This is a genomic window from Streptomyces sp. NPDC048419 (genome assembly GCF_043200415.1).
Lineage (GTDB): Bacteria > Actinomycetota > Actinomycetes > Streptomycetales > Streptomycetaceae > Streptomyces.
In genome coordinates this window covers 370,766-397,268 of the sequence record NZ_JBICXT010000003.1, presented here as the reverse complement: position 1 = coordinate 397,268, position 26,503 = coordinate 370,766, and the positions used below count along the sequence as shown (strand labels likewise).

The window sequence follows — 26,503 nt, the reverse complement described above, 5'->3', positions numbered from 1 at the left end:
CCCACCCCCAGCCCCCCCCCCCCCCCCCCCCCGCGGTGGGGGCCCCCCCCCCCCCCCACCCCCCGCCCCCCCCCCCCCGGGGGGCGGGGGGGGGGGGGGGGCCCCCCCCCCCCCCCCCCGAAACCGCTCAGTTCGCGGCAGCGTTACGCGTCGACCTTCTCCATGACCTCGTCGCTGACGTCGAAGTTGGCGAAGACGTTCTGCACGTCGTCGCTGTCCTCGAGCGCGTCGATCAGCTTGAAGATCTTCTTGGCGCCCTCCTCGTCCAGCTCGACCTGCATGGTCGGGACGAAGTTGGCCTCGGCGGAGTCGTAGTCGATCCCGGCGTCCTGGAGGGCGGTGCGGACGGCGACCAGGTCGGTGGCCTCGCTCAGCACCTCGAAGGACTCGCCGAGGTCGTTGACCTCCTCGGCACCGGCGTCCAGGACGGCGCCGAGGACGTCGTCCTCGGACAGCTCGCCCTTGGGGACGATGACGACGCCCTTGCGGTTGAACAGGTACGACACCGAGCCCGGGTCGGCCATGTTGCCGCCGTTGCGCGTCATCGCGACGCGGACGTCGGAGGCGGCGCGGTTGCGGTTGTCGGTGAGGCACTCGATGAGCACCGCGACACCGTTCGGGCCGTAGCCCTCGTACATGATCGTCTCGTAGTCCGCGCCACCGGCCTCGAGGCCGCCGCCGCGCTTGACCGCGGAGTCGATGTTCTTGTTGGGAACGGACTGCTTCTTGGCCTTCTGGATGGCGTCGTAGAGCGTCGGGTTGCCCTCGATGTCGACGCCGCCCATGCGCGCCGCGACCTCGATGTTCTTGATCAGCTTCGCGAAGAGCTTGCCGCGCTTGGCATCGATCACGGCCTTCTTGTGCTTCGTCGTAGCCCATTTAGAGTGGCCGGACATCTGCCTGTCTCCTTCGCGTAACCCATCTCTGCAACGAACTCCAGAGATCCTACAAGGACTCCGGTGTCCGGTAGGCGCGCACCATGTCGACGAAGAACGCGTGCACGCGGTGGTCGCCGGTCAGTTCCGGGTGGAACGACGTGGCGAGCGCGTTGCCCTGGCGGACCGCCACGATGTGGCCTCCGTGCTCGGCGAGCACCTCGGCCTCGGCGCCCACGGACTCGACCCAGGGGGCGCGGATGAAGACGCCTTCTACAGGATCGCCCTCGACGCCCCTGACGTCGACCGCCGCTTCGAAGGACTCGTTCTGCCGCCCGAAGGCGTTGCGGCGCACGATCATGTCGATGCCGCCGATCGTCTCCTGGCCCGAGCGCGGGTCGAGGATCTTGTCGGCGAGCATGATCATGCCCGCGCAGGTGCCGTAGACGGGCATGCCGTCCCGCACGCGCGCGCGAAGGGACTCCATCACGCCGAAGAGGACGGCCAGCTTGGAGATGGTGGTGGACTCGCCGCCGGGGATGACGAGGCCGTCCACCTCGGCGAGTTCCTCGGGGCGCCGCACCGGCCTGGCCACGGCGTCGGCCGTGGCCAGTGCGGTGAGGTGCTCCCGTACGTCGCCCTGAAGGGCCAGGACGCCTATGACAGGAGTGTTCATGGGATGGCTACCCGTGGTCCTTACCAGCCGCGGTTGGCGTAGCGCTCGGTCTCGGGGAGGGTGTCGCAGTTGATGCCGACCATGGCCTCGCCGAGGTTGCGCGACGCGTCCGCGATGATCTTGGGGTCGTCGTAGAAGGTGGTCGCCTTGACGATGGCGGCGGCGCGCTTGGCCGGGTCGCCGGACTTGAAGATGCCGGAGCCGACGAAGACGCCCTCGGCACCGAGCTGGCGCATGAGCGCGGCGTCGGCGGGGGTGGCCACGCCACCGGCGGAGAACAGCACCACCGGGAGCTTGCCGAGCTCGGCGACCTCCTTGACCAGCTCGACGGGGGCGCGCAGCTCCTTGGCGGCGGCGTAGATCTCGTTGTTGTCGCAGCCGCGCAGCTTGGCGATCTCGCCCTTGATCTGGCGCAGGTGGCGGACGGCCTCGACGACGTTGCCGGTGCCGGCCTCGCCCTTGGAGCGGATCATGGCCGCGCCCTCGGCGATACGGCGCAGGGCCTCGCCCAGGTTGGTGGCACCGCAGACGAAGGGGGTGGTGAAGGCCCACTTGTCGGAGTGGTTGACCTCGTCGGCCGGGGTCAGGACCTCGGACTCGTCGATGTAGTCGACGCCGAGGGACTGCAGCACCTGGGCCTCGACGAAGTGGCCGATGCGGGACTTGGCCATGACCGGGATCGAGACGGCCTCGATGATGCCCTCGATCATGTCCGGGTCGGACATACGGGCCACGCCGCCGTCCTTGCGGATGTCCGCCGGGACCCGCTCGAGGGCCATGACGGCGACGGCGCCCGCGTCCTCGGCGATCTTCGCCTGCTCCGGCGTGACGACGTCCATGATCACGCCACCCTTGAGCTGCTCGGCCATGCCGCGCTTCACGCGCGCGGTGCCGGTCTCGGGGGCCTGGTTTTCGGAGAGCGTGCTGGACACGGATGACCTCGCTGAAGTGAAAGAGGGTTTCTGCAAGCTCCGAGGAAACGCGATTGGGCCAGTCCACAGCAAGGGCCAATGGGAAGCCGGTGGATCCTTTTCCCGGCCGCGGCGGCTCTACGACTGCTGGGGAGCGCGGTCGGCCAGGGCGCTCGGCGGCTCGTCGTCCATCTCGAAGGCCATCGGGAACGGGGCGTGGCCCGCCAGGCGGAACCAGCGGACCTTGCGGTGTTCGCGCAGGCGGCGGGCCGCGCCGACGGCGTCGTTGTGGAAGCGGCGGGCCATCGGGACGCGGCGCACGGCCTCGGTCAGCTCGCGTGCGGCCTCGTCACCGCCGGGTGCCTCGCGCACCACCTCCACCTGCTGCGCCTCCGCGAACACGGCGCGCAGGGCCTGGCTGAGCTCGCTCTCGGCGACCTCCCGCTGCTCCTCCTCGGCCTGCCGCGCCGCGTGCGCGGCCTCGTACAGGACGATCGAGGCGGCCGGGTCCAGGACGCCGGAGGTGGCGAGCTCCTGTGCCACGGAGGCCCTGCGCAGCAACTGCGCGTCGAGCGCGGCGCGGGCGGCGTCGATCCTGGCGTGCAGCCGGTCCAGCCGTCCCGCCGTCCAGCTCAGGTACAGGCCGACGGCGACGAGGACGACGAGGATCCAGATGAGGGTGACGGTCACGGGGGCACACGTTACCCGGGGCGTTCACGGGGAGTCGCGGTCCCCGGCGGCAGGGTTCCCGCCGGGGCACCCGTCAGTCGCGCGCCAGCCCGAACCGCGCCCGCAGGCCCGGCCCCCGCTCGTCCTCCGCGGCCGCGACCGCCGCCGCGCCCGCCGTCACCGTCTCGTACACGGAGAGGATGTCGGCCCCGACCGTCGACCAGTCGAAGCGGCGTACGTGCTCGCTCCCCCGGCGCCGCAGCTCGGCCCGGCGCTCCGGATCGCCCAGCAGCCGCACCGCCGCCTCCGCGAGCGCGTCGGAGTCCTCGTTGGCGAACAGCTCGCCGGCCGCCCCCTGGTCCAGCACCTGCGCGAAGGCGTCCAGGTCCGCGGCCAGGACCGGCGCGCCCGCCGACATCGCCTCGACCAGGATGATCCCGAAGCTCTCCCCGCCGGTGTTGGGGGCGACGTACAGGTCGACGCTGCGCAGGAAGCTCGCCTTGTCCTCGTCGCTGACCATGCCCAGGAACTCCACGCGCGGGCGCAGTTCGGCGGGCAGCGACTCGACCGCCTCCTTCTCGTCACCGCGGCCCGCGACCAGGAGCCGGGTCTTCGGGCGCTCGGCGAGGATCTTCGGCAGGGCGTTCATCAGGACGGGCAGGCCCTTGCGGGGCTCGTCGATGCGCCCGATGAAGCCGATGGTCTCGCCCTGCCACTCCGGGTTGGGCTTGGCGCCCGCGAAGAAGTCCACGTCGACGCCGTTCGGAATGACGACCGCGTCGCCGCCCAGGTGCTCCACCAGGGTGCGGCGCGCGTACTCGCTCACGGCGATCCGGGCGTTGATCTTCTCCAGGGCCGCCTGCAGGATCGCGTACGCGGCGATCATCGCGCGGGAGCGGGGGTTGGAGGTGTGGAAGGTGGCAACGATCGGGCCCTGCGCCGCCCAGCAGGTCAGCAGGCCGAGGGACGGCGAGGTCGGCTCGTGGATGTGGATCACGTCGAACCGGCCGTCGTGCAGCCAGCGGCGCACCCGCGCCGCCGACAGGAAGCCGAAGTTCAGCCGCGCCACCGAGCCGTTGTACGGCACCGGGACCGCGCGGCCGGCCGAGACGACGTACGGCGGGAGGGGGGTGTCGTCGTCGGCGGGGGCCAGCACGGAGACCTCGTGGCCCAGCCCGGTGAAGTACTCCGCGAGGTCGCGGATGTGGAACTGGACGCCGCCGGGCACGTCCCACGAGTACGGGCAGACGATGCCGATCCTCACGGCCGCTCCCCGGCCGCACCGTCAGCCGGACGGGGCTGAAGGTCCTTGAGCCACAAGCGCTGGAGCATGTGCCAGTCCTCCGGATGGTCCGCGATCCCCGTGGCGAAGGCATCGGCCAGCGCCTGTGTCATGACAGACGTCTTTTCGGGCCGGTCACCTGTCCCGGGCACCTCGATCGGAGGATGCACCTGCCCCCGCATGACCGGCGAGTCGTCGTACCAGAGTGTCACCGGCAGGAGCAGCGCGCCCGTCTGCTGGGCGAGCAGGGCGGGACCGGCGGGCATGCGGGTGGCCTCGCCGAAGAACTGGACCTCTACGCCCGAGGTCGACAGGTCGCGCTCGGCGACCAGGCAGACCAGGCCGCCGTCGCGCAGCCGCCGGGCCAGCGTGCCGAAGGCGCTGCCGCCGCTGTGCGGCAGCACCTCCATGCCCAGGCCCTCGCGGTAGGCGACGAAGCGGTCGTAGAGGGTCTCGGGCTTGAGGCGTTCGGCGACCGTGGTGAACGGCGTCTCGAGCGCGGTGGTCACCCAGGCGCCGGCCAGGTCCCAGTTGGCCATGTGCGGCAGCGCGAGGATGACGCCCCGGCCGGAGGCGATCCCGTCGGTCAGGTGGTGCACGTCCTTGGGGTCGAAGCCGCCCTTTATGCGCTCGGCGCTCCACGCCGGAAGGCGGAAGGACTCCATCCAGTAGCGCAGGTACGACCGCATGCCCGCGCGCGAGAGCTCGGCGAGGCGCTCGGGGCTCGCGCCCGGCACCACGCGCGCGTAGTTGCTCTCCAGCCGCTGCACGCCCTTGCCGCGCCGCTTCCAGGCGAAGTCGGCGATGCTCCGGCCGAGGCGTACGGCGACCGGCTCGGGGAGCTTCTTCACGGTGCTCCAGCCGAGGCCGTACAGCGAGTCCGTCAGCCGGTCCCGGGCACTCACTTCGCCGCCTCGCTGCCGTGCGAGGCGTTCTCCGGCGCGTCCTCCGCGGCCTCGGCCTCGGCCGACTCGCGACGGACGGTGACGACCCTCTGGATCAGCGTGACCAGGCTGCCCACGGCGACGATCCACAGCGCGATCGGCAGCAGGTACTGGATGCCCGGCACCCCGAAGTTGTGCATCCCGGCGAGGCCGGCCGCGACCAGTGAGATCACCAGGCGCTCGGCGCGCTCGACGAGGCCGTTGACGGCGACCGGCAGTCCGATCGACTCGCCCTTGGCCTTGGTGTACGACACCACCTGGCCGCTGGCCAGGCAGAAGATCGAGACGGCGCACAGGACGTTGTCGTCGCCGCTGCCCGCGTACCAGAGGGCGAAGCCGCCGAAGATCGCGCCGTCGGCGACCCGGTCGAGGGTGGAGTCGAGGAAGGCACCCCACCGGCTGGAGCGGCCCAGCTGGCGGGCCATGTTGCCGTCGACGAGGTCGGAGAAGACGAAGAGCGTGATCACGATCGTGCCCCAGAAGAACTCACCCCTGGGGAAGAAGACCAGCGCGCCGGCCATCACGCCGGCCGTACCGATGAGCGTCACCGTGTCGGGGCTGACGCCCCGGCGGATCAGAAACGCGGCGAACGGCGTGAGGACACGCGTGAAGAATGCACGCGCGTACTTGTTCAGCATGGCCTTCCCGACGGTCGGTGTGGCCGGCTCGGCCTCTGCTGGCCACCGGCTGGCCCATCGTAGCCAGGCGCGCGCATGTGCGACGGCCGGGCACCCGCAGGCGGTCGTCACGGCCTGAAGGCGGACGGGTAACGGCGCGATCGCGTCCTTCGTATGGACGCACCGTGACGGGAGTGGAAAGCTCGAAGAACCGCGGGCGTCATCGGAGCCGCCGCCGCACGCGGCCCGGCATGCCCGCGCCCACAGAGACCTCACCGTGCACGGGAGGCAAGGCCATGGGCGACAAGGCAAGCACACACCCCGGAGCCGCCGGCAGGGCTACAGCGGCCGACCACCCCGCGTCCGTACGGAATGTGGTGCTGGTCGGCCACTCCGGATCGGGCAAGACAACTCTGGTGGAGGCTCTCGCGCTCACCGCGGGAGCAGTGAACCGGGCAGGCCGCGTGGAGGACGGCGGCACCGTCTCGGACTACGACGAGATCGAGCACCGGCAGAATCGTTCGGTACAGCTCTCCCTGGTGCCCCTCGAATGGGACGGCATCAAGATCAATGTCCTCGACACCCCCGGATACGCCGACTTCGTCGGAGAACTGAGGGCCGGTCTGCGAGCGGCGGACGCGGCCCTTTTCGTCGTCTCGGCCTCGGACGGCGTGGACGGCTCGACGCGCATGGTGTGGGAGGAGTGCGCGGCCGTCGGCATGCCACGGGCGATCGTGATCACGCATCTGGAGTCCGCCCGCGCGGACTTCGAGGGGATGACGCAGGTCTGCGCGGAGGCGTTCGGCGGGGACGACCCCGACGCCGTACTGCCGCTGTACCTGCCGCTGCACGGCCCGCAGGGACCCGACGGGCACGCGCCCGTGACGGGCCTGGTCGGGCTGCTGTCGCAGAAGCTGTTCGACTACTCCTCCGGGGAGCGCAAGGAGTCCGAACCGGGCGAGGATCAGCTGCCGCAGATGGACGAGGCGCGCAACCGGCTGATCGAGGGGATCATCTCGGAGAGCGAGGACGAGACCCTCATGGACCGCTATCTGGGCGGCGAGCAGATCGACTTCACAACGCTCGTCGAGGACCTGGAGCGGGCCGTCGCGCGCGGGGTCTTCTTTCCCGTCCTGGCCGCCGCCCCCGCGGCCGAGGGCGCCCGGCAGGGCATCGGCACGGTCGAGCTGCTGGAACTGGTCACGGGCGGCTTCCCGACGCCCTTCGAGCACCCCACGCCAGGCGTCACCACCATCGACGGCAAGACCCGCGAGATCAAGGCGTGCGACATCGACGGCCCGCTGGTCGCCGAGGTCGTGAAGACGTCCTCCGACCCCTACGTCGGCCGCGTCTCCCTGGTCCGCGTGTTCTCCGGCACCCTGCGCCCCGACGAGACGGTGCACGTCTCCGGGCACGGCCTGGCCGACCGCGGGCACGAGGACCACGACGTCGACGAGCGCGTCGGCGCGCTGTCCACGCCCTTCGGCAAGTCACAGCGGCCCGTGACGCACGCCATCGCGGGAGACCTGGTGTGCGTGGCGAAACTCGGCCGCGCGGAGACCGGCGACACCCTCTCGGCCAAGGACGATCCGCTGCTCATGGAGCCGTGGGAGATGCCCGACCCGTTGCTGCCGCTCGCCATCCAGGCGCACAGCAAGGCGGACGAGGACAAGCTCTCCCAGGGCCTGTCCCGGCTCGTCGCCGAGGACCCGACCATGCGGCTGGAGCAGAACCAGGACACCCATCAGGTGGTGCTGTGGTGCCTGGGCGAGGCGCACGCGGACGTCGCGCTGGAGCGGCTGCGCAGCCGCTACGGCGTCCAGGTCGACGTCGTGCCGCACATGGTCTCCCTGCGGGAGACGTTCGCGGGCCGGTCGGCGGGGCGCGGCCGCCATGTGAAGCAGTCCGGCGGGCACGGGCAGTACGCGATCTGCGAGATCGAGGTGGAGCCGCTGCCCGGCGGCTCGGGCATCGAGTTCGTGGACAAGGTCGTCGGCGGCGCCGTGCCGCGGCAGTTCATCCCCTCGGTCGAGAAGGGCGTGCGCGCCCAGGCCGCCAGGGGAATCGCGGCCGGCCATCCGCTGATCGACGTCCGGGTGACGCTGCTCGACGGCAAGGCGCACTCCGTGGACTCCTCGGACGCGGCCTTCCAGACGGCCGGTGCGCTCGCGCTGCGCGAGGCCGCGGCCGACGCGAAGATCCATCTGCTGGAACCCGTGGCCGAGGTGTCCGTCCTGGTCGGCGACGACTACGTGGGCGCCGTGATGAGCGATCTGTCGGGGCGGCGCGGCCGGGTGCTGGGCACCGAGCAGACCACCGGCAACCGCACCGTGATCCGCGCCGAGGTGCCCGAGATCGAGATCGGGCGGTACGCCGTGGACCTGCGCTCCCTCTCGCACGGCACCGCACGCTTCAACCGCGCCTACGCACGGCACGAGCCGATGCCTCCGCAGATCGCAGAAAGGATTCGTGAAGAGGCGCGCGACGCCTCGTAGTTGGCGCCGGGCGCGTCCAAGTCGCTTTTGTGGAGCGCTCTCCTCCAAGTCGGCGGACGGCTTCGGCCGTCCGCCGACGGATGTCGGTGCCTGCCGATACGCTGATGACGTGATCAAGTCGGCGCGGAATCGGCACGTCGTCCTGATCAACAGGTGTGCGGGGCAAGGAAGTCGGGAAGAGCCGCAGAGGCGACGTCGAGCGGCGATCGGGGGCGGGCATGACCGTTGAAGGCGGCTACGGGGACATCTTCGGACCCCAGGTGCCGCGCACGGGTGACGAGGGCCAGACCGCGACGTACGCGCTGGCCTCGGCGTCCTACCGGGACAACCCGGTCGCGGAGATCAAGAAGGCCGACAACGAGTGGCACCAGACGGTCCTCAAGCCGGGCCGGGCGTGGACGACACTGTTCCGGCCCAACCTGGGCGAGGCGTACTCACGAGCCGTCGTCGACCGCATGGTCGGCCCCGGCCGCAAACCGCTCATCCAGTCCTTCGGCGTCGAGCCGCAGGCCGTCGTCGAGCACGCCCTCGCGGCGAACAACATCCGCAAGGACCGGGACGGCAAGCTGTCCATCGTCATGGTGCTGTGCGGCCTGCTGTTCCTCCCGGGGCTGCTCGTCTGGCTGATGATCTTCACGATCCGCCAGACCGTGGCCAAGCGCGACGACAAGCGGGCCGGAGCGCTGGCGACGACCCTGCTGGTGGCCGTGGGCGCGCTCGCCGTGATCTTCCTGATCCGGATGCCCTTCGAGGGGTTCTGGGCCTGGTATGCGCGCGCCTGCGTCATCATGCCGGTCATCGGCTGGTTCTGGGCCAAGCAGATATGCGAGCGCACGGCGAAGGACCTGCGCGGGCGCTGGGACAGCCTGCTCGCCGGCAGCAGCGTCGGCGCCAAGGTGCCCGAGGCGGTGCCGACCGGCCCCGGCGAGACGAAGGCGGACGCGCTGCGCCAGTCCCTGGCCAAGCTCGCCGCCGAGCAGCAGTCCAACTCCGTGTTCTACGCCGGGCCCAAGGGCATCCTGGGCATGGGCACCCGTTGGGGCAGCTGGCAGCTCGCGGAGGACCTGGTGCCGGCCGACCCGACCCGGGAGATCCACCCGTTCCGCAGCTGGGACGTCATCCGCGCGATCCACGACCAGCTGAGGATGCTGGAGCGGAACACGCTGAACACCGGCGGCTTCCCCAAGCCCTCCATACGCCACTGGATCGTCACGCCGATCGGCGAGGGCGCGAAGGCGGTGTCCCGTCCCGAGGGCACCGACGTGGAGGCGTACCAGGTCAAGACCCACGCCATACAGGACATCTGCAACAAGCAGCAGTTCGGCGCGGGCGACCGGCACTACCTGGGCGTGCAGTGGACGCTGTGGGACGGGCAGCTGATCATCACCATGATGATCACGGTGACCGTGCTGCACGAGACGCTGCGCATCGAGGTCACCGGCCACGCCCTGGGCCCCGTGAACTCGCTGTTCACCAGCAAGCCCGAGGCGCCCTCGAAGCAGGTCCAGAAGTCCTTCAAGCCGTGGGAGACCCGGACGGTGACCCTGCCGCTGGTCGACACCGACGAGGTGGTGCGGCTGTCCGTCCGCGCCCCGATCTCCTGGTACCCGCCCCTGCTGAACTGGCTCGGCGGCACGATAGGCCTCCCGGAGCCGTTCGGTCTGCGGCACGCGTGGGCCGACCAGCCGTGGCGGCACCGCTTCATGGCGGACGACGCCCTGCGTGCGGCGACGCCCGTGCTGCGCGTGGTGCACGCCGCGGCGATACGGGTGCTGAACGAGAACGGCGTGAACACGGAGAAGTTCGGCTCGCGGTCGGCGTTCTTGTCGACGGCGGTGCAGGACACGACGCCGCGGAAGGCGGACGTCTACGACGCGTAGGCCCCCGGCGGATGGGCCGTTGTGGGGTGCGGGTGGGTGGTGGGGCGGACCCCGGGGCCGCGCCCCAGACCCCCTTCGGCCTTCGGCCTCGTCCTCAAACGCCGGACGGGCTGAAGGGTCCGCAGGTCGGGCAGAGGTGCCTCACTCGGTCGCCCATGCGTCCGCCAGCATCTTCCTGGTGTCCGCCAGCAGCTGCGGCAGCACGCGCGTGTGGCCGACGACCGGCATGAAGTTGGTGTCGCCGCCCCAGCGTGGCACGAGGTGCTGGTGGAGGTGGGCCGCGATGCCCGCGCCCGCGACGGTGCCCTGGTTCATGCCGATGTTGAAGCCGTGCGCCCCGGACGCGGTGCGCAGCGCCGTCATCGCCTGCTTGGTCAGCGCGGCGAGCTCGGCGGTCTCGGCGTCCGTCAGGTCCGTGTAGTCGGCGACGTGGCGGTAGGGCACGACCATGAGGTGGCCGCCGTTGTACGGGTAGAGGTTGAGCACGGCGTAGACCTGCTCGCCGCGCCGGACGATGAGCCCGTCCTCGTCGGACTTGGCCGGGATGGAGCAGAAGGGGCAGCCGTCGTCGGCACCCGGGCCGGTCGGCTTGTTCTCGCCCTGGATGTAGGCCATCCGGTGGGGCGTCCACAGACGCTGGAAGGCGTCCTGCGTCCCCACTCCCAACTGCTGCTCCGGCTCACTCGTCATGAAGTGCAGCATATGGCGTCGCCCGTTCGCGGCGTGTCGGCGGGGTTACGGGAAAAGCCCACCGGGCCAAGCTGGGCTCGTGGACGATGACACTCGCAGAGCCCGCTGGGAACAGCGCACCGAGCTTCCGCTCGCCGTCGCGTCATTGGCCTTCCTCGCCGCGTACGCGGTCCGCGTCCTCGCGCCCGGCCTGACGGACCCCGTGCAGGACCTCGCCCTCGCGGTGCTGCTGGCCTCCTGGGTGCTGTTCGTCCTCAACTACGCGGTGCTGTGGCGACTGAGCGGGCAGCGGCTGATCTTCGTACGGAAGCACCCGCTGGACACGCTGGTGGTGATCCTGCCGCTGTTGCGCCCTCTTCGGGTCGTCAAGGTCTACGAGGCCGTGCAGCGACGGCACGGCAAACCGCGGCTGCCCCTGCACGCGCGCGTGATCGCGTACTCCGGGCTCGCGACGATACTGCTCGGCTTCGCCGGCGCCCTCGCCGTCTACCAACAGGAGCGCGGGGCTCCGGGCGCTTCGATGAAGACATTCGGGGACGCCGTCTGGTGGGCCTGCGAGACCCTCACGACCGTCGGTTACGGCGACATCACCCCGGTGACTGCGCTGGGGCGGCTCATCGCGGTCGGCATGATGGCCATCGGCCTGGCGCTGCTCGGCGCCGTGACCGGCACCTTCGCCTCCTGGCTGCTGCAGGTGTTCTCCCGGGAGGACGACGAGAGGCCCCCGGGAAGCTGACCTCCCGAGGGCCTCCGTACGACGTCCCGCGTACAGGACGAAGGATCAGACCTGGGCCCGCTCCTCCACGACCTTCACGATCTTGGCGATGGCCTCGTCGACCGGGATGCCGTTCTCCTGCGAGCCGTCGCGGTAGCGGAAGGACACCGAGCCGTTCGACATGTCCTCGTCGCCCGCGATGACCATGAAGGGCACCTTCTGCTTCTGGGCGTTGCGGATCTTCTTCTGCATACGGTCGGAGGAGGAGTCCACCTCGACCCGCAGGCCCTTCTTCTTCGCCGCGGCGGCGAACTTCTCCAGGTACTCGACGTGCGCGTCGCCGATCGGGATGCCGACCGCCTGGACGGGCGCGAGCCACGCCGGGAAGGCGCCCGCGTAGTGCTCCAGAAGCACCGCGAAGAACCGCTCGATCGAGCCGAACAGGGCGCGGTGGATCATGACCGGGCGCTGCTTGGTGCCGTCCGCGGAGGTGTACTCCAGGTCGAAGCGCTCCGGCAGGTTGAAGTCGAGCTGGATCGTCGACATCTGCCAGGTCCGGCCGATCGCGTCCTTGGTCTGGACGGAGATCTTCGGACCGTAGAAGGCGGCGCCGCCCGGGTCGGGCACGAGGGGCAGGCCCTGCTTCTCGGCGACCTGGCGCAGCGTCTCCGTCGCCTCCTCCCAGGCCTCGTCGGAGCCGACGAACTTCTCCGGGTCCTTGGTGGACAGCTCCAGGTAGAAGTCGGTCAGGCCGTAGTCGCGCAGCAGGCCGAGGACGAAGGTGAGCGTCTTGTCGAGCTCCTCCGACATCTGCTCACGGGTGCAGTAGATGTGCGCGTCGTCCTGGGTGAAGCCGCGGGCCCGGGTCAGGCCGTGCACGACGCCCGACTTCTCGTACCGGTACACGGTCCCGAACTCGAAGAGGCGCAGCGGCAGTTCACGGTAGGAGCGGCCGCGCGCGTCGAAGATCAGGTTGTGCATCGGGCAGTTCATGGGCTTGAGGTAGTAGTCCACGCCCTCGTCGAGCTGCATGGGCGGGTACATGCCGTCGGCGTACCAGTCCAGGTGCCCGGACGTCTCGAAGAGCTTCCCCTTCGTCGCGTGCGGGGTGTAGACGAACTCGTAGCCCTCCTCCTCGTGCCGGCGGCGCGAGTAGTCCTCCATCACCCGGCGGATGATGCCGCCCTTGGGGTGGAAGACGGCGAGGCCGGAGCCGATCTGCTCCGGGATGGAGAACAGGTCGAGCTCGCTGCCGAGCTTGCGGTGGTCGCGCTTCTCGGCCTCGGCGAGGAAGTCGAGGTGCGCCTTCAGCTCGTCCTTGGTCGGCCAGGCGGTGCCGTAGATGCGCTGGAGCATCGGGTTCTTCTCGCTGCCGCGCCAGTAGGCGGCCGCGTTGCGCATCAGTTTGAACGCCGGGATGTTCCGGGTGGTCGGCAGGTGGGGACCGCGGCAGAGGTCCTTCCAGCACAGCTCGCCGGTCTTGGCGTCCAGGTTGTCGTAGATCGTCAGCTCGCCGGCGCCGACCTCGACGTCCGCGCCGTCGTCGTGCGAGGCGGAGCCCTTGAGGCCGATCAGCTCCAGCTTGTACGGCTCGTCGGCGAGCTCGTCGCGGGCCTCGTCGTCGGTGACCACACGGCGGGAGAAGCGCTGGCCGCGCTTCTGGATCTCCTGCATCTTCTTCTCGATGGCCTTGAGGTCATCGGGGTGGAAGGGCTTCTCGACGTCGAAGTCGTAGTAGAAGCCGTCCTTGACCGGCGGGCCGATGCCCAGCTTGGCCTCGGGGAACAGCTCCTGCACGGCCTGCGCCATGACGTGCGCGGCGGAGTGGCGCAGGATGTTGAGTCCGTCCTCGGAGGAGATCTCCACCGGCTCCACGACCTCGCCCTCGGCCGGCGCGTACGCCAGGTCCTTGAGCTCCCCGCCCACGCGCGCGGCGACGATCGAGCGCTCGCCGGCGAAGAGCTCGGCGGCCGTAGTGCCCGTCGTCACCACGCGTTCTTCCCGCTCGGAATCGCGCTGGATGATCACACGGACGTCTGACACCGGTCTCTCCTGACTGAAGGCTGGATGCGGCGCCATACCAGGAGCGCGCGCAATACGGGATCGTACCGACCCCGACCCTCCGACCGCGAAACGGTCACCCACAGTCCGGGATCAGTCGCACTCCTCCCCGCCGCACGCCTCCTCGAAGAAGTCCCCCTTCTCCGCGTGCTCCTGCATCGACTTCAGCAGCCGGTCCCGCTCCGCCTCCTCCACCTGCACCGGTGCGACCCCCGAGGCGCCGGTCAGCCGCCGGAAGCCACCCCGGGACTCCAGCCTCCCGTGCAACCGCACCGGCAGGCCTACGAGATGCGCGTGCCCGGCGACGCGGTAGTCCTCCTCGTCGAGGGTGATCCGCACGTGCGGGATCTCGGCCCCCGCGATCACGCGCAGCCGCACACTGCCCTCGCCGCGCGGCCCCGACCTGCGCAACCGCACCACTGTGCCGGTGATCCGGACGGGCACGGACGGCTCCTCGCGCAGATAGCGGGCGCCGGCCTCGCGCAGCACGGGCAGGTCGCCCGGCGAGAACTCCACGGGCTCGACCCCCGCCACACAGTTCTGCGGCACACCCGCCGCGGGCGCCCACTCGACCCCGATTCTGGCCCCTTCGGTCCCGCTCACCAGGGCGATCAGCGCCTCGGTCAGCTCCCGGCTCACGCCCGCCCCGACGGCGCCGTCGAACGCGTCCATGCCGCCGGTCGCGCGCTGGTAGTCGACGGCCTCGCGGGCGGCGTAGAGCGCCTGGTGAAGGCGTACGGCGAGGGGCCGTCCCGTGTCCACGGGCACGAACGCGGTGAGCCGGCCGTCGCCGACGGTCGGCCCCACGAGGACGTTCTCCAGCAGCGCGGCGGCGCCCCGCCGGTGCCGGGCGCCGTAGTAGCCCACGCGCGCGCGGGTGGCGAGCGCGGCGGCGAGCAGCATCTGGCGGGCGGCGGTGCGCAGTTGCTCCTCCACGTTCCAGGGCGCGGAGTCGGCGGGTCCGGTCGGCACGTCCCGCCACCAGCGGACCTCGTCGCTGGACACGGCCAGTGCGACCAGCACCTCGCGCGCGGACGGCGAGCCGCTGCGGCTCAGTGCGAGCAGCGCCTCGCCGAGCAGGTCGTCGCTGTCCGGGAAGGCGCGGCTCTCCGGCACGAGCAGGCTGGTCCCGCCGCCTCCCGGGCCGGGCGGGGTCCAGCGGCCGTACCGTCCGGGGGCGCCGCCGCGGCGCCGCCAGCCGTGCCGCTGCAGCAGGGCGCCGAGCACGGCGGGGTCGACCTGGCCGGGCTCGGGCGGCCGGTGCCAGGCGGCACCGGCAATGTCGTCGGGGTGCGACCTCACCGGCCGGAGCGGCTCCTCCAGGGGGCGGTGCGTCATGGTCTGCCTCCCGTCCCGACCCGCGTCATGATCTCGCACAGCGCACGGTCGTCGAAGATGCGCGCGGTCGGTATCCGCACGGTGGTCCGGGTCCGGCCGGTGATCGGATGCCCGGCGAGGTTGACCCAGTAGCAGCAGTGCCTGAGGTCCAGCCGGTCGTGGCTCGCTCTGAGCCAGTCGTCCTGGGCGCGCGGGACGAGCATCACCACCAGGATCTTGTGCACCGACACGGGCGTGCGCGCGAGTTTGCGCAGATGGTCGTTGTCCAGCGTGAAGGAGAAGAAGCGGCCCGGCGGGTTCGGTGGCACCTGGTACGTGCACTTGAGCTGCACCTTGATGGTGACCTCGTCGTCGACGGTGTGCCCGGGGGAGCCGTGACTGACGTGCCAGTCGATGCCGTTGTCCGGGAATGGCTGCGACAGCGAGCAGCCGGCCGCCGCGGCGACCGCGTGCAGATAGCCCACCTGCAGTGTCTCCATGCACGCGGTGGTGGCGAGTGTGCCGCGAAGGGGGCCCGTGCGTTCGGGCAGCAGCCCGCCCCGCTCGGGCTGCGCTATCGCCATGACCAAACAGCCTTCCCAGCCAAGTGTTTCCCTGCTGCGGGCCGCTGAACTGCAAAGACCCGCACTCCTGTTGTGTCCTTCCGGCGTACGTCGCAAACAGCCCGGGTATCACCAAACTGGCAGAAGACGGGACGTCAGCTGCCGTGGGTGAACGAGGAGTTGTACGGAGATGACGTACTGGTACGAGGGGCCTCTGGCCGCCTTCGACACGGAGACCACGGGCGTCGACGTCGAGACCGACCGCATAGTGTCGGCCGCCGTCGTCGTCCAGGACGCCCCGGGCTCGCGGCCCCGGGTGACACGATGGCTGGTCAACCCGGGTGTGCCGGTGCCGGAGGCGGCGACGGCGGTGCACGGGCTGACGGACGAACACCTGGCGCGCAGCGGCCGCTGGCCGGCACCGGTGATGTACGAGATAGCGGAGGTGCTGGCCGAGCAGGCGGCGATGGCCCGCCCGCTGGTCGTGATGAACGCGCCCTTCGATCTCACGCTGCTGGACCGCGAGTTGCGCCGACATCGCGCCTCGTCGCTGGATCGCTGGTTCGAGGCGTCGGCGCTGCGCGTCCTCGACCCGCGGGTCCTCGACAAGCACCTCGACCGCTACCGCAAGGGCCGCCGCACCCTGACGGACCTGTGCGCGCACTACGGCGTCACCCTGGAGGGCGCGCACGACGCGGCCGCGGACGCCCTGGCCTCCCTCGATCTCGTACGGGCCATCGGGCGCCGCTTCGCCGCCCGGCTGGAGCGCCTGTCCCCCGCCGAGCTGCACGCCCTGCAGACGACGTGGCACGCGGCCCAGGCGCGCGGCCTTCAGGCGTGGTTCGCCAAGAGCGGCACACCGGAGATCGTGAACACAGAGTGGCCGCTACGGCCCGACCTGCCCGCGGCGGCATGACAAAAGCCGGTCCGCAGCTGCGGACCGGCTCTTCCCGGTGGGCGATACTGGGTTCGAACCAGTGACCTCTTCGGTGTGAACGAAGCGCTCTCCCACTGAGCTAATCGCCCGGGAACGGACTGAACGATACAGGTCCCGGCGGGCTTGCATCAAACCGCTTCCAGGTGGGCGGCCAGACCCCGCCGTCCGGCCCGCATCATCAGCCGGTGGTTCGCGCGGAACACCGGACGTCCCGGGACGGCGAACCTCCTGAGCAGCGGCTTGTGCACGTCGACGACCTGCTCGTAGCGGGCGAGGGTGCCGGTGCCGGCCGCGGTGACCGTCCAGCGGGCCCAGCCCTCGACGTCGCCGGTCATGGCGATCTCCAGGACGCCGGCGTCGGGGTCGCGGCGCGTCTCGCGAGAGGTGAAGCGCAGGTCGTACGGGAGGAGCGAGCGGATCCGGATGATGCCTGTGGTGTCGTCGAGCCGGGTCACCTCCCGCACCTGGGGCCACCAGCGGGGGTACTCTTCGGCCTGCTCCAGCGCCTCGTAGACGGTGGCGAGCGCGACGGGCAGCGACCAGAGACTGCGGAAGCGGTAGTGCGTCCAGTCCATGTGAGGAGTGTGCCCGTACGCAGGGCGTTCCTCCCGGATCTGAGTACGTTCTGAGTACGCGGACTCATGTCGCGTGACGTGACGCGGACCACACTCCCTGTCATGACGCATGTTCCGCCCCCGGCCGAGGAGTTGCGGTTCCTCGACGGCGAGCTCCGGCAACTGGACGCCCGCCGGGCCCAGTTGCTGCACCGCCGCGCCTGGCTGGTCGCCGCGCTCCAGCCGACCGCCCCGGCCCTCCCGTCGAGCCCGGCACGGCAGGTTCCCCCCGGCCCGCCCCGCCCGGAGGCCTCGGCGCCCGGCGTGCAGAACCTCCTCCTGCTGCTCGGCGGCGTTCTGCTCACCCTCGCGGCGACGGTGTTCACGCTGGTCAGCTGGGGACACATGGGGATCGCGGGGCGGGCGCTCGTGCTCGGTGCGGTGACGGCGGCCGCGCTCGCGGCGCCGGTGCCGCTGCTGAAGCGCGGGCTGGGCTCGACCGCCGAGTCGGTGGCCGGCCTGGGGCTGGCCCTGACGCTGCTGGACGCGTACGCGGTGCAGCAGGCCGCCTTCATCGGGTCGGGCACCGCGGCATACACGGCGATCGCCTCCGCGCTGCTGGCCGCGCTCTGGACGGCGTACGGCCTGCTGCCGCGCGTGTCCGTACTGCGTCTGCCGCTGCCCGCCGCCCTGGCCGCGGCCCAACTCCCGCTGTTGTGCTGGGCGGTCTCGGTCTCGGCGGGCGCCTACATGATCACGGCCGCGCTTCTGCTGACGGCCGGGTTCGACACAGTTGTGGCGCTCCGAGTGACCGCCCGGTCCGTACGGGTCCCCGCCGTCGTCGGCGCGTACGGCATGGGCGCCTGGGGCGTATTGACGGCCGGCTGGCTCTCCTGGGGAGCAGCCGGCCCGAGCGCCGCCGCCCGTGCGGCGGCGCTCCTCCTCCTCGCGGCGGCGATCGCGCTGGGCGCGGCCTGGCGGCTGCCGAACCCGGCTGTGCCGACGGGCAACGCCCTGGCAGGCTGCCTGCTGCTGGTCGCGGCGGCGGGTGGCGTGCTGCGGGTGTCGCTGCCCGCGGGATGGACGGTGCCGGGGTATCTGGCCTGCGGCGTCGCCCTGCTGGCGGCGGTTCGGACACGGCTGCCCGAGCCCCTGCGGCACGGCGCCGTACAGGCGTCCGGCACCGTGCAGGCGGCGGCCGTGACATGTGCGCTGCCGCTCTTCGCGGTGGCGCTGCTGGGTCCGCTGGGCTGGGTCGCGGAGCCGTGGTCCGGCGCGCCGTCCGACGCGCGGGCCGCGCTGACCGTCCACACGCCGTGGCCGCCTTATCCGTGGCAGCTGCTCCTCGGCCCGGTGGTCGTCGCGGCCGTACTGGTCCTTCTGGTCCGTGACGCGACCCGGCGGCCCTGGGCGCTGACCGGCGCGACATGCCTTGCCTGGGCGACCGTCATGGCACTGCCGGGCGCCTTCCAACTCCCTTACGCAGCTGCCCAGTTGCTGCAGGGTGCGGCGACCGGCGCGGCCCTGGCGGCAGCGGCCTTCAGCTTCCTGCCCACGACGACCGTCGCACTCGCCCTGGGCGGATCGGTCCCGCTCGCCTTCCTCTCCCTGCCCACCCAGACGGCCACCCTCACCGTGCTGTCCGTCCTCACGGCGGCCTGCGCGGCCGCCTCGCTACGGCCGCACCTCGCGCCCCTCACCGCCCCCGCCTCGCTCGTGTACGGCACCGCACTCGCCTGCGCGACGGGTGCGGCGGCGGGCTGGCAGACGCAGCACACGGCCCTGCTGGTCCTGGTGGTCCCGGTGGCCGCGGCCCTGTTCGCCCCGCGTCTGAGCGGACCCCACGCGCGTGTGCCGGTCGAAGTGACCGGCGCCGTCGCGGGGTTGCTCGCCGTCGGCCTCGCGATCACCGCCCCGCCGATGCTCGCCCTGGTGCTCGCGCTGTGCGGCGTGATCGCCGCCGGCACGGCGGTGCGCCCCGACCGCCGCTCCGTCGGATACGCGGCCGCCGTCCTGTTCGTGCTGGCCAGTTGGGTACGGCTCGCGTCCTGGGACGTCGGCACGATCGAGGCGTACACGCTCCCGGTCACCGTCCCGGCGCTGTGCGTCGGCGCCTTGCGCAGGCACCGCGACCCACAGGCCTCGTCCTGGACGGCGTACGGCGCCGGTCTCGCCGCCACCCTGCTGCCCAGCCTGGGCGCGGCCTGGCACGACCCGCACGGGACGCGCCCTTTGCTCCTGGGCACGGCCGCCCTGCTGCTGACCCTGCTGGGCGCCCGGCACCGCCTCCAGGCGCACCTCGTGCTCGGCGGCTCGGTGCTCGTCCTGGACACCCTGCACGAACTCGCCCCGTATCTGGTCCAGATGACCGGCGCACTCCCCCGCTGGGTACCTCCCGCCCTCGCCGGACTCCTGCTGCTCGCACTCGGCGCGACGTACGAGCAGCGCATCGGGATGTCCGACGGGTGCGGGAGGTCCTGGGGAAGATGAGCTGACCGATCACCAACCGGCTTGCTACGACGGCATCTTGTCGCCGAGCAGGGCCAGGTTCTCGATGGCGGCGAGGCCGTACAGCGCGGTGTCGTTCGACGACACCCACGCGGCCTCGCTGCCGGCGACCAGCGTGACCGGACCGCTCAGCCTCTCCGTCTTCCACGGCGAGGACTCCTTGTAGCCGTCGGAGTCGTAGAACTTCGACCACGCACGCTTGGCGAGCGTCTCGTCGCCGGTCCTGACCGCGGCGTACGCGTCGAGGCGCGAGTGGCCCTGGAAGAGCAGCAGGGTACCGAAGTTGGACCCGTAGCGCGCCGCCTGCTCGGCCTTGGTGGCGTTGAAGTAGCGGCAGTAGTCGAAGTACGCCTCGTCGAACTTCGGCATGTCGACCAGGTCGACGAGCTCGGCGCACAGTTCGTTGAGGCCGAAGACGGCGGACAGGTGGGACACGGACACCACGGCCTTGTCGGCGGTCGCGAACCTGCCGGTGTCGAGGTCGTAGAGCCCGCTGCCCTGCACGAAGCCGTTGGGCTGCGCGGCGATGCCCTCCATCGTCGAGAGCACGCGCGCCTTGGCCTTCTCCCACTTCGGGCCCTTGCGCTCCCACTCGGTCAGCCAGGCCGACACCAGACCGCTCCAGTCCGTGCCGAAGCCGATCGACAGGGCGTGCCGGTCCGGCGTGTAGGGATCGGTGCGTACCTTGCGCTGCGGGTCGAGGACCAGGAACGTCTCGTCCGAGTCGACGTTGGCGTGCATGAGGTCGCCGACGCGTTCGTCCGCGGTGAGGAAGTAGTAGTAGCGCCGGTAGGTGGTGTTGGCGATGCGCTGCTGCTTGGCGCTGTCGGCGAAGTGCTGCACGCCGTGCCGGGTGCCCAGGCCCGCCCAGTCGCCCAGGTGGTAGACGTCGACCTCGCCCGTGTGCCGGGTGAGTGCCTCGGCGAAGCGGAAGATGTCCGCGCGGCCGGAGCGGATGTAGGCGAACCAGAGCCAGAGGTCCGGCGACAGCTCGGAGTTGTCCCAGGCGTAGCCGCCGATGTCGTAGCGCCACTGGTGGCGCACGGTGTCGTACGTGTGCATGAAGTCGCCGTAGTCCCAGAAGCCGTACCAACGGCGTTGCTCCACCTGGTCCTTGTAGTAGGCGAAGAGGAAGTCGAGGTGGTCCTCGATCTTCGCCTTGGCGGGTGTGGAGCGGTCGGGCTCGGAGTACAGGCCGGGGCCGAACACCTTGGCCTTGATGAGCTGCCTGGGCGGGGCGGCCAGCTGCGGCAGCACCCGTACGGCCTCGACCTGTTGTGACATGGCCTCCGGCGAGGGCGTCGACTCGTTGGCCCAGAAGAGGAGTTCGGAGGTGCGGGCGATGCCGTAGGGGGTGCCGAACTTCGGTTCGTAGTCCTCGTAGGTGATCTCGAGGCCTTCGAGCTGCTTGGCGTACGTGTCCTGTCCCATGCCGTCGTGGTAGAAGCGCAGGTCCATCGGCTGGGCCTCGGGCGACCAGAGCCAGAGAGTGACCTCGGCCGCGTCGGTGTGCGCGTCGCGGATGTCGAGCTGGGCCGGGTGCTTCTCCCAGAAGTCCCGCAGGCCGAAGGAGAGTCCGCCGCTCACGCCGCCGACGTAGCCGAAGCCGGAGGCCCGCCCGCCGCCGCCGGCGCCGATCCAGCCGTAGCCCTTCTTGGTGCGCTTGCGCAGGGTGAAGCCGTCGGCGGAGAGCTGGGAGAGGGTGTAGTCGCCCCACTTCGGGATGTACTGGAGCCGGGTCGTCACCCGCTGGTCCCAGGTGGACGGGTCGGGCAGCTTCTGCCCCGCGTACTGCGCCGCCTGCACGGCCGCCCCCGGGTCGCGGCGCAGTCCGGTGATGCCCTGGACGGCCTCCCGCAGCAGGCCGGTGCCCTCGCCGCCGATCCGGATGTGCCGGTCGTAGGCGGCGTCCCGCATCGGCACGGTGAAGCGGACGCCCAGGCCGCGGATGAAGTCGCCGCTCGCCCTGCCGGGCTCCTGCGTGCCGTCGTAGGTGATGGTGTGCACCATGCGGAAGGAGTCGGCGCCGGCGTAGAAGTACAGCCGGATCGAGAACGGCAGCCAACTCCGGTCGCCCTTGCGGTGCTTGCCGTCGATGCGGACCACGGCGCGGACCGGGCCGTCCTGTTCGACGGTGACCCCGCCGATCGCCCCGTCGAAGCGCTCGGTCCTGACCGTGCCCTGGTCCTCGTCCTCGATCTCGGGCTGGCGGACCAGGACGAGCCGGCCGTTCCTGGCGATCTCCGTCGATCCGCGGGTGACGGACTTGATGAGCGTGGAGCCGTTCTTGCCGATCTTCGCCGTGATGACGCCGGTCGACACGTCGATGGTGCCGCCGCCGCTGTCGACGGTGACCTTCTTGCTGGGGGCCACCGCGTCACCGGCGCTCAGGGTGAGCTTGCCGGAGCCCGAACTCACCGCGTGCGCCGTCCACTTGAGAGAGCCGTCCGGCCAGTACGCGATCGGCCACGACTGCACGGGCACGGCCGCGCCGCCCGCGTCCGTCAGCGCGAAGGACTGGTCCGGCCGGTACGCGCCCTTCGGCCACGGGACACCGACCGTGGAGCCGGGTGCGGCGCCCAGGCCGCCGTCCTCCAGCCAGTCCAGGGTCACGGGATCGGCGTCCGCGGCCTCGGCTGCCGGCGCGGCCTGCGCCTCCTTGGCGCCCAGCGCCCAGCTGAACTGCGCGGCGGCTCCGGCGACGGCGGCCGCCTTGAGAAGGGATCTGCGGGGGATGGGAGACATGAGAGCTCAGCCTTTCCTTTCCATGCGGGAAGCAGTTCCGTGCAGGTGGTCAGGGGCATGACAGAAAGAGACTCGGCGCCGGAGCGCCGACCCGGTGCGAGGGGCGCCGCCCGTCAGCGGCGCCGGTGGCGCTCCTCCACGGCGACGGCCGCCGCCGCGACGGCCCCGAGGACAGGGACTGCCAGCGGTGCGATGAGCAGGGCGGAGCAGACGACGAGGGCCATGCCGCCGACGAGCAGGAAGGAGCCGGCCGGGTCGAGGACGGTACGGCGGCCGGCCGCGGCGAGCAGTGCCCGCCAGCCGGCCCCCGGCTCCCAGACCGCGGACGCCCGCAGTCCGGCCACCGCGAGGCCGATCAGCGCGAACAGGCCGGCGGCCCCGACGAGCGGTCCCCCGGGCAGCCCGGCGCGGACGGCCTGGACGTCGAACCAGGCCAGGCCCACCACCGCCCACCCGGCGAGCCCGACGGCCCAGCCGCCCCGAGCGGCCGCCCACAAGTCCCGGACGAACTCCCGCCGGCCACCGCCCTGATGGGCGGTACGGCGGCGCAGATGACGCGCCCCCGCGGCGAAGGCCGCCGGGACGGTCACCACGCCGAGCGAGGCGAGGGCGATCCACACCCCGGTGAGCAGACACTCGGCGAAGACGCCGAACCGCTCCGCGAACACCGACTCCCTGCGTGCCTTCACACGCGCTCCCGCCATCGTGACCGCCTCAGCCCTTCAGTCCGGAGGTCGCCATGCCGTCGATCAGATAGCGCTGGAAGGCGAGGAAGAACAGCAGGACCGGCAGCAACGCGACCAGTGACATCGCGATCAGACCGCCGTAGTTGGACGCGACGCCGTCGGAGTCGCGGAACATCATCATGCCGAGGGAGACGGTGTACTTGCCGGGCTCGTTGAGGTAGATCAGCGGGCCCATGAAGTCGTTCCAGGCGTTGATGAAGGTGAAGATGGCGCTGGTGATGAGCGCGGGCCGGCACAGCGGCAGCACGATCGACCAGTAGATCCGCAAGTGCCCGCAGCCGTCGAGGCGCGCCGCCTCGTCCAGTTCCCTGGGCAGGTTCCGCATGAACTGCACCATGAGGAAGACGAAGAACGCCTCGGTGGCCAGGTACTTGCCGAGCAGCAGCGGCACATAGGTGTTGATCAGCTGCAGCTTCTGGAACATCACGTACTGCGGGATCAGCAGCACGTGGTACGGCAGCAGAAGCGTGCCGATCATCAGTGAGAACAGCAGGTTCCGGCCCGTGAAGCGGATCTTGGCGAAGGCGTACGCGGTCAGCGAGCAGGAGATGAGGATGCCGACCACGGCGCCGCCCGCGTAGAGCAGCGAGTTCTGGAAGAAGGTCCAGATCGAGATGTCGGCGATGCCGTCGGCCAGGCCCTTGAAGTTCTCCAGGATCGGATGGGCGGGGAAGAGCTGCAGGCTGTTGATGATGTCCTTGCTCGGCTTGAACGACGCGCCGATCACCCACGCCACGGGGTACAGCACGACCGCGAGGACCAGCAGCGAGCCGACGTGCCAGACGAGCGAGCCGGTCCGCCGGCGGCTCAGGGACAGGGGTTTGGTGGTGGTCGCGCTCATCGGGCGTCCTCCGCGTCGTTTTCGTAGTGCACCCATTTCTTCTGCGACCAGAACAGGACGGCGGTCACCAGGGCCACGGCGATCAGCAGCATCCAGGCCATCGCGGAGGCGAAGCCCATCTGGGCGTTCTTGAAGCCCTGCTGGTAGAGGTAGCAGGTGTAGACGAGCGTGGCGTCGGCCGGACCGCAGTACGTGTTGGAGACGACGTAGGCCGAGGCGAAGATCTGGAAGGAGTGGATGGTCTCCAGCAGGACGTTGAAGAACAGCACCGGCGAGATCATCGGCAGGGTGACGCTCCAGAACTTGCGGAACGCCCCCGCGCCGTCCAGCTCAGCGGCCTCGTACAGCTCCTTCGGCACCTGCTTCAGCCCCGCGAGGAAGATGACCATGGGGGCGCCGAACTGCCAGACGGTGAGCGCGACCAGGCAGTAGAGGATCCAGTCGGGGTTGCCGACCCAGCCGCCGACGTGGAAGCCGAAGACCGACATCGTACGGTCGACGGCGGCGTCGTCGGAGAAGATCGACCGCCAGACGAAGGCGACGGAGACGCTCGCGCCGATGAGCGAGGGGGCGTAGAACGCGGCCCGGTAGAAGGCCTGTCCGCGCCGGCTCTGGGCGAGCAGCAGGGCCACGCCGAGAGCGAGCAGCAGCTTCAGGGGCGTGCCGATGATGACGTACTTCGCCGTCACCTCGACCGACTTCTGCCACCGCGGGTCGTCGAACATCCTGGTGAAGTTGTCGAGCCCGACCCACTTCGGGGTGTTGAAGAGGTTGTAGTCGGTGAACGCGAAGTAGAGCGAGGCGACCATGGGGCCCGCGGTCAGGAGCAGAAAGCCCGCGATCCACGGGGACATGAAGAGATAGCCGGCGAGGTTCTCCCGGCGGCCCCGCCGCCGGCCGGCGGCGGGGGCGGCGGAGCGGGCTCCACGGGTGGCGGGCGGTGAGTCCTTGACGAGCGTCATGGTGCTTCCCCATCGGTTCCGTCAGGTCCGGTCAGGCCTGGAATGCGGCTTGCGACTCGTCGAAGAACTGTTTGACCGCGTCCGAGGTCTTGACCTTGCCCAGGCCCAGGTCGCCGCCGATGCGCAGGAAGGCGGCCTCGATGGTGTCGGCGCCGGAGGGGTGCGGGGTGATCGTGCCGAGGACACCGGCCTTGGCGGTGTCGGCCTCGTACTGCGCGATCTCCTTGTTCACGGTGTCCGTCGGCCTGAAGGCGTCGTACTGCTCGGTGGAGGCGAGGATGCCGCGGTCGTAGCCCATGATCTTGCCGACCTCGGGGTCGTGGACCATGAAGTCGATGAACAGGGCGACCTCCTTGGGATGCGAGGTGCGCGCGGAGGCACTCAGCATCAGCGAGGCCAGGTACTGCCCGGTGTGCTTGCCGTCCATCGTCGGGATGGGCGCGAGGCCGTACTCGCTGTCGCCCTCGGCGGAGTAGCGGACGGTGAAGTTGTCCCAGGTGAATTCCGACGCCCCGTGCCCGGCGGAGAGCGAGGACTTGGGGGTGTCCTGCGCGACGACCTTGGGGTCGGTGACGAGCCCGGCCTTCACGCGGTTGTAGCCGTCCTGCCACCACTCCGTCAGATCGGCCTTGTCGAAACCGAGTCCGTCCTTGGTGTAGAACGCCTTTCCGTTCTGCCGCAGGTACAGGTCGTACAGGTACATGATGCTGAAGTAGCCCGTGTCCCCCGCCACCTTGGTCCTGTCGTGGATGGTCTTGAGGGCCTTGAAGTAGTCGTCCCAGGTCCAGCCCGCCGCCGGCTCGACGCCCGCCTTCCGGTAGATCTTCTTGTCGATGACCAGCGCCATGGTGTTGGAGCCGGCGGGGATGCCGAGCTGCTTGCCGTCGACCTGACCGACCTTGGTGACACCCGCGCGGAAGTGGTCGATGCGGAGATTGCCCGCGTCGATCTGCGACTTGAGGTCGAGCAGAACGCTTCTCTTGTCGTACTTCCTAAGGAAAGTGACGGCGTTTTGGAAAACGTCCGGGGGATTTCCGCCGGAGGCCTGCGTCTGGAACTTCTCCCAGAATGACGCGTAGTCCTGGAAGTCCGTCTTCACCTTGATCTTCGGGTACTTCTTCTCGAAGAGCGCGACGGACCGCTTGATCTTCTTGGCCCGCTCGTCGGCACCCCACCACGAGTAACGGATCGTCACCGTCCCGTCGGCCGACGTGCCGCTGTCGCCGCCGCACCCGGTCGTCGAGGCCAGCCCCAGCGTGGCCGCCGAGGCCCCGGCCACCTTGAGGATCGTGCGCCTCTCAACATTCCTTCTGGTTCCCACAGTCGGGCCCTCCCCGGCGTCGTCGCCACCTAATGAATCGTTTCAAGTAAGCGCTTGCTGGCACAAGTTACGGAGGGCCCAGGGGTGCGTCAATGATTCGGACAGGAATTTCTTGCGGCCCGCCGCGACGGGCCGACGGCGCACCGGGGGAAGGGGCCGCCGAGCGACGGGTGTTGCCGCAGGTGAGGCTCACG

20 protein-coding genes, 1 tRNA gene and 2 pseudogenes are annotated in these 26,503 nt (G+C 70.6%); 5 read left to right on the top strand and 18 right to left on the bottom strand.

The annotated features are described in order from the left end of the window. Positions 1 to 143: 143 nt before the first annotated feature. The 7 genes and pseudogenes from ACGFYN_RS09545 to pgsA all read right to left on the bottom strand — a co-directional run bounded on the left by ACGFYN_RS09545 (position 144) and on the right by pgsA (position 6,053). On the bottom strand, positions 144 to 896 hold the full coding sequence (locus tag ACGFYN_RS09545) for a YebC/PmpR family DNA-binding transcriptional regulator (protein ID WP_275774168.1): 753 nt from the start codon (positions 894 to 896) through the stop codon (positions 144 to 146). A gap of 49 nt (positions 897 to 945) precedes the next feature. Next, a complete protein-coding gene (pdxT, locus tag ACGFYN_RS09540) occupies positions 946 to 1,551 on the bottom strand; it encodes a pyridoxal 5'-phosphate synthase glutaminase subunit PdxT (RefSeq protein WP_393865199.1) in 606 nt (201 codons plus the stop codon). A 20-nt stretch (positions 1,552 to 1,571) separates the two neighbouring features. After that, the gene (gene pdxS, locus ACGFYN_RS09535) at positions 1,572 to 2,483 is read right to left on the bottom strand and encodes a pyridoxal 5'-phosphate synthase lyase subunit PdxS (RefSeq protein ID WP_393865198.1); all 912 of its coding nucleotides are present in this window, start codon (positions 2,481 to 2,483) and stop codon (positions 1,572 to 1,574) included. Between the two features lie 117 nt (positions 2,484 to 2,600). Continuing rightward, on the bottom strand, positions 2,601 to 3,152 hold the full coding sequence (locus ACGFYN_RS09530; protein WP_393865197.1) for a hypothetical protein: 552 nt from the start codon (positions 3,150 to 3,152) through the stop codon (positions 2,601 to 2,603). Positions 3,153 to 3,225: 73 nt separating this feature from the next. Then, on the bottom strand, positions 3,226 to 4,395 hold the full coding sequence (locus tag ACGFYN_RS09525) for a glycosyltransferase family 4 protein (protein ID WP_393865196.1): 1,170 nt from the start codon (positions 4,393 to 4,395) through the stop codon (positions 3,226 to 3,228). Then, on the bottom strand, positions 4,392 to 5,318 hold the full coding sequence (locus ACGFYN_RS09520) for a phosphatidylinositol mannoside acyltransferase (protein ID WP_393865195.1): 927 nt from the start codon (positions 5,316 to 5,318) through the stop codon (positions 4,392 to 4,394). The genes ACGFYN_RS09525 and ACGFYN_RS09520 overlap by 4 nt, the downstream gene beginning before the upstream one ends. Next, a pseudogene (gene pgsA, locus ACGFYN_RS09515) lies at positions 5,315 to 6,053 on the bottom strand (phosphatidylinositol phosphate synthase). The gene ACGFYN_RS09520 and the pseudogene pgsA overlap by 4 nt, the downstream one beginning before the upstream one ends. 217 nt (positions 6,054 to 6,270) lie before the next feature. Here pgsA and ACGFYN_RS09510 point away from each other — a divergent pair. Continuing rightward, a complete protein-coding gene (locus tag ACGFYN_RS09510) occupies positions 6,271 to 8,469 on the top strand; it encodes an elongation factor G-like protein EF-G2 (RefSeq protein ID WP_393865194.1) in 2,199 nt (732 codons plus the stop codon). Between the two features lie 218 nt (positions 8,470 to 8,687). Then, positions 8,688 to 10,349, top strand: coding sequence for a hypothetical protein (locus tag ACGFYN_RS09505; RefSeq protein ID WP_393865193.1), 1,662 nt, complete (start codon positions 8,688 to 8,690; stop codon positions 10,347 to 10,349). Between the two features lie 141 nt (positions 10,350 to 10,490). Here the strand turns inward: ACGFYN_RS09505 and ACGFYN_RS09500 are convergent, their stop codons facing one another. Further along, positions 10,491 to 11,051, bottom strand: a complete 561-nt coding sequence (locus tag ACGFYN_RS09500; protein ID WP_393865192.1) for an HIT family protein — start codon at positions 11,049 to 11,051, stop codon at positions 10,491 to 10,493. 67 nt (positions 11,052 to 11,118) lie between these two features. Here ACGFYN_RS09500 and ACGFYN_RS09495 point away from each other — a divergent pair, with 67 nt between their 5' ends. Next, positions 11,119 to 11,775 (top strand): potassium channel family protein, encoded by a 657-nt coding sequence (locus ACGFYN_RS09495; protein WP_393865191.1) that lies wholly within the window; start codon positions 11,119 to 11,121, stop codon positions 11,773 to 11,775. A gap of 45 nt (positions 11,776 to 11,820) precedes the next feature. Here ACGFYN_RS09495 and thrS read toward each other — a convergent pair whose 3' ends face one another. From thrS to ACGFYN_RS09480, 3 genes are all read right to left on the bottom strand, one after another. Then, on the bottom strand, positions 11,821 to 13,797 hold the full coding sequence (gene thrS, locus ACGFYN_RS09490; protein ID WP_393865190.1) for a threonine--tRNA ligase: 1,977 nt from the start codon (positions 13,795 to 13,797) through the stop codon (positions 11,821 to 11,823). A gap of 111 nt (positions 13,798 to 13,908) precedes the next feature. Then, entirely contained in the window at positions 13,909 to 15,153 is a 1,245-nt protein-coding gene (locus ACGFYN_RS09485; protein ID WP_393865189.1) for a hypothetical protein, read from the bottom strand. Beyond that, positions 15,150 to 15,716 carry a DUF4365 domain-containing protein gene (locus tag ACGFYN_RS09480; RefSeq protein WP_384265008.1) on the bottom strand — a complete coding sequence of 189 codons (567 nt, stop codon included), beginning with the start codon at positions 15,714 to 15,716 and terminating at the stop codon, positions 15,150 to 15,152. The genes ACGFYN_RS09485 and ACGFYN_RS09480 overlap by 4 nt, the downstream gene beginning before the upstream one ends. 169 nt (positions 15,717 to 15,885) lie before the next feature. Between ACGFYN_RS09480 and ACGFYN_RS09475 the strand changes: the two genes are divergently transcribed. Further along, entirely contained in the window at positions 15,886 to 16,611 is a 726-nt protein-coding gene (locus ACGFYN_RS09475) for a 3'-5' exonuclease (protein ID WP_393865188.1), read from the top strand. A 38-nt stretch (positions 16,612 to 16,649) separates the two neighbouring features. Here the strand turns inward: ACGFYN_RS09475 and ACGFYN_RS09470 are convergent. Then, positions 16,650 to 16,721: transfer RNA gene (locus ACGFYN_RS09470), tRNA-Val, on the bottom strand. A gap of 39 nt (positions 16,722 to 16,760) precedes the next feature. Then, positions 16,761 to 17,207 carry an SRPBCC family protein gene (locus ACGFYN_RS09465; protein WP_393865187.1) on the bottom strand — a complete coding sequence of 149 codons (447 nt, stop codon included), beginning with the start codon at positions 17,205 to 17,207 and terminating at the stop codon, positions 16,761 to 16,763. 66 nt (positions 17,208 to 17,273) lie between these two features. Here ACGFYN_RS09465 and ACGFYN_RS09460 point away from each other — a divergent pair. Beyond that, a pseudogene (locus ACGFYN_RS09460) lies at positions 17,274 to 19,681 on the top strand (SCO7613 C-terminal domain-containing membrane protein). Between the two features lie 19 nt (positions 19,682 to 19,700). Here the strand turns inward: ACGFYN_RS09460 and ACGFYN_RS09455 are convergent. The 5 genes from ACGFYN_RS09455 to ACGFYN_RS09435 form a co-directional block, all read right to left on the bottom strand. Further along, entirely contained in the window at positions 19,701 to 22,439 is a 2,739-nt protein-coding gene (locus ACGFYN_RS09455) for a Tat pathway signal sequence domain protein (protein ID WP_393865186.1), read from the bottom strand. A gap of 113 nt (positions 22,440 to 22,552) precedes the next feature. Next, on the bottom strand, positions 22,553 to 23,143 hold the full coding sequence (locus ACGFYN_RS09450; protein WP_393865185.1) for a hypothetical protein: 591 nt from the start codon (positions 23,141 to 23,143) through the stop codon (positions 22,553 to 22,555). Positions 23,144 to 23,153: 10 nt separating this feature from the next. Continuing rightward, on the bottom strand, positions 23,154 to 24,026 hold the full coding sequence (locus tag ACGFYN_RS09445) for a carbohydrate ABC transporter permease (protein ID WP_393865184.1): 873 nt from the start codon (positions 24,024 to 24,026) through the stop codon (positions 23,154 to 23,156). Continuing rightward, positions 24,023 to 24,988 carry a carbohydrate ABC transporter permease gene (locus ACGFYN_RS09440; protein WP_393865183.1) on the bottom strand — a complete coding sequence of 322 codons (966 nt, stop codon included), beginning with the start codon at positions 24,986 to 24,988 and terminating at the stop codon, positions 24,023 to 24,025. Before ACGFYN_RS09440 ends, ACGFYN_RS09445 begins: the two co-directional genes overlap by 4 nt. A 31-nt stretch (positions 24,989 to 25,019) precedes the next feature. Further along, the gene (locus ACGFYN_RS09435) at positions 25,020 to 26,309 is read right to left on the bottom strand and encodes an ABC transporter substrate-binding protein (RefSeq protein ID WP_393865182.1); all 1,290 of its coding nucleotides are present in this window, start codon (positions 26,307 to 26,309) and stop codon (positions 25,020 to 25,022) included. Between the last annotated feature and the right edge of the window lie 194 nt (positions 26,310 to 26,503).